At 45.1% G+C, this 2,776-nt stretch carries 4 protein-coding genes and 1 pseudogene; all 5 read right to left on the reverse strand.

The features are described 5' to 3' along the window. A pseudogene (locus H6G26_RS40690) lies at positions 1-240 on the reverse strand (hypothetical protein); the annotation flags it as partial. Positions 241-774: 534 nt separating this feature from the next. Next, the gene (locus tag H6G26_RS40695; protein WP_190737709.1) at positions 775-957 is read right to left on the reverse strand and encodes a hypothetical protein; all 183 of its coding nucleotides are present in this window, start codon (positions 955-957) and stop codon (positions 775-777) included. A 200-nt stretch (positions 958-1,157) separates the two neighbouring features. Further along, positions 1,158-1,715: a DsbA family protein gene (locus H6G26_RS40700; RefSeq protein ID WP_190737711.1), complete on the reverse strand. Its 558-nt coding sequence runs from the start codon at positions 1,713-1,715 to the stop codon at positions 1,158-1,160. A 201-nt stretch (positions 1,716-1,916) separates the two neighbouring features. Then, positions 1,917-2,540: a response regulator transcription factor gene (locus H6G26_RS40705; RefSeq protein WP_190737713.1), complete on the reverse strand. Its 624-nt coding sequence runs from the start codon at positions 2,538-2,540 to the stop codon at positions 1,917-1,919. Continuing rightward, positions 2,537-2,776: ATP-binding protein (locus H6G26_RS40710; RefSeq protein ID WP_347242606.1), on the reverse strand; the 240-nt coding region annotated here is incomplete at its 5' end. The genes H6G26_RS40710 and H6G26_RS40705, both read right to left, overlap by 4 nt.

Consider the following 2,776-nt stretch of genomic DNA (forward strand, 5'->3'; position numbering starts at 1 on the left):
AATCAAGTATTTGGAATAAAACTCGCGCAGTGCTGGTTTCCCGACTCCCCCAGTCATTACCGGGATGTGGTTAACGTAAGCATCTTCAACCATCGTAGCGAGGGCATCTTCAGTACTGTGAGTGCCAAACTCGTACTGTAAATGCTCTTCCCAAAGTGCTTGCAAAAACTCCTGGGCTGGTGTCAAATTGGCAGTTGCTTGTAAAGAAGCTTGTCCGTCTACAGTTTGCTCGTTGACCATGATTAAATACTCCTGGTTCTATCTATCTAAAGTGTCTTGAGTTCCAATGCTTGACTGCTTTCAGATGCTTAAAATGATTTGTCAGATTCTTGTGGTGTTAGTGAACTTGTTTCAATGGACGTATAAGCTATTCAGCGCCTGTTTCGCGAATCAGTTTGGCGGTTTTTTCACCTTCTGCGTCGCGTCTGCCTGCGAATACGACCTTTGCTCCAGCAGCACCGAAGGCGATAACTTCGTTAACTCATTTCTTGCACCTCTACGTACAACCCCAGGTGAAGTAAAAATATGCGCGATAAAGATATCTTAGTTTTATAGGCTTTTGTCGCTAAATCAAGGCTTTGGCTCTTTTACTGAGTAATAAATTTACATCAATTTTTCTTGATGCAAGATATGAGTTAAGCTTTCCTTCTCTACGAGAGGCTGCGCCAACGGAACGCTACGCGTAGCTTGCTTCCCCGTAGGGGTACGCTAACGCCGTTGCTCTACCGATTCCCGATGTGCCTCCGGTGACTAACGCCACTTTATCTTGCAGTATCATTCTGTTTCTCCTGTTTTAATTTCATCGGTTTGTCTCAGGTAAGTTTGTCTGAGCAACTCAGTGACTTCTTGCGCGATCGCAATCAGGGCATGATTAACTGAGGAGTCGCGAAGAGAATCAGTCTGAGGTGTACCTTCATACCCAGAATCATTCTTGCCTTGTACTAGTAAATACGTCATAGAATTATCCTCAATGAAATACTGATTTGTAATTGACTAAATCAATACGAAGGAATTCAGTTGTTGGCACGGTAATTTTTGGCATGGTTCAAAAAGCGGCAATTTTGTTCAGTGAAACAGGCAAAATTTAGCCATCAAAATTAGATATTCCAGCACTTACAGGCAAGTCAGATATGAATTGAGAGCAAAGATCGGGGAATTTAATGACTTGCAGCAATCATGGCTGCCATCAACTCTGTCGTTTTACAGCGTCCGGTATACCGAATGTTATTGATAAATAGGGCTGGAACAGTCGTTACTCCACTGTGTATTCCGCCTTCAATATCTTCGTTGATGCGATCAACATGCACTTGTTTAGACAACTCTTTGAGAAATTGAGGAATGTCAAGCCCTAAATCATTGGCGTACTCGACAAGATAACCGTTCTTCAACCTTTGTTGATGGTCAAATAAAGTATCGCTCATTAACCAAAACTTTCCTTGGGCGGCGGCGGCTTCGGCTGCTTGGGCTGCCCGTTGTGCCTGGGGATGAATCTGGAACTGTGGAAAATGGCGGAAGATAAAACATAAATAATCCTCTCCAAAAGAAACCGTAAGCTCTTGCCGAATGATTTTAATCAGCTTGTAAACGGCTGCACTTCTAAGACATTGATAATCCCCATACATCACTAACACCACGGCGGCACTTAGCACACCTTGACTGTGATCTTGGGTTGAAGCTGGCACAACTAAAGAACTGGAACTATGGTCGTCGGTCATTTTTCTACATCTGTATCAAGCATGGAACCTTGCGATTCACTTGCTCAATCCACATGAATTCAATATAAGCAATTGGCTTTTAGTTGTCGTCTACAGCGAGTTAACATTTTTAGGCTGTAATTTGATGGAGCAGCCGCTCCTTCTTAAGATAGAAGGCTAGCTATAACTCAAGTTAGAATCCAAATTCGATCGAAAGTACATCTACAAGCAGACGATGCCGCGTTTAACGGCAACAATCACAGCTTGAGTGCGATCGCTCACATCTAGCTTATTCAAAATCCGATTAACATGGGATTTAACAGTACCTTCACCGATGCTCAAAGCCGCCGCAATATCGGCATTACTCATCCCCTGTGCCAGTGAGCGGAGTACTTCTAGTTCTCTTTCACTCAGTTCTGGATTGCTGAGGCGCTGTACTAACTTTGCTCCCACATCAGGCGGAATATACTTCTGACCCCGATGAACGGTGCGAATCGCATTCAGAAGCTCGTCCGGTTCAGTTTCTTTCAACAGATATCCTTTGGCTCCTGCCTGCAATCCCCGATAAATATCTTCGTCACTATCATACGTGGTCAGTACAATAATCCGAGCAGATTTAGCAGTAGCACAAATTGCACCGATGGCGGCAACTCCTTCCACTTCAGGCATTCGCAGATCCATGAGCGTGACATCTGGTTGGTGTTCCCGAAATAAGGCGATCGCCTGTTCCCCATTTTCGGCTTGGGCAATCACCTGCATATCTGGGTCACGGTTAATAATCGTGGCTAATCCTTGCCGAAAAATAGCATGATCGTCCGCAATCAGAACCCGAATGGCTTGGCTCATTGTGATGCCTCCCGATCGACAGTAACAATCATCTCTGTTCCTTCTCCAGGTTGACTCCGAATCGTGAGCTGTGCGCCGATGCGCTCTGCCCGTTCGCTCATGCCGAGTAAGCCAAAACCCGCATAGGCTGTAATATTCCCGACTCCAAAGCCCTGTCCATTGTCCTTCACGCGCAAGCAAACCTGATCGCGATCGTAAACTAGCTGCACTCGGATTTCGTCAGCATTGGCGTGTCT

This window comes from Nostoc sp. FACHB-888 (assembly GCF_014696655.1).
GTDB lineage: Bacteria > Cyanobacteriota > Cyanobacteriia > Cyanobacteriales > Nostocaceae > Nostoc.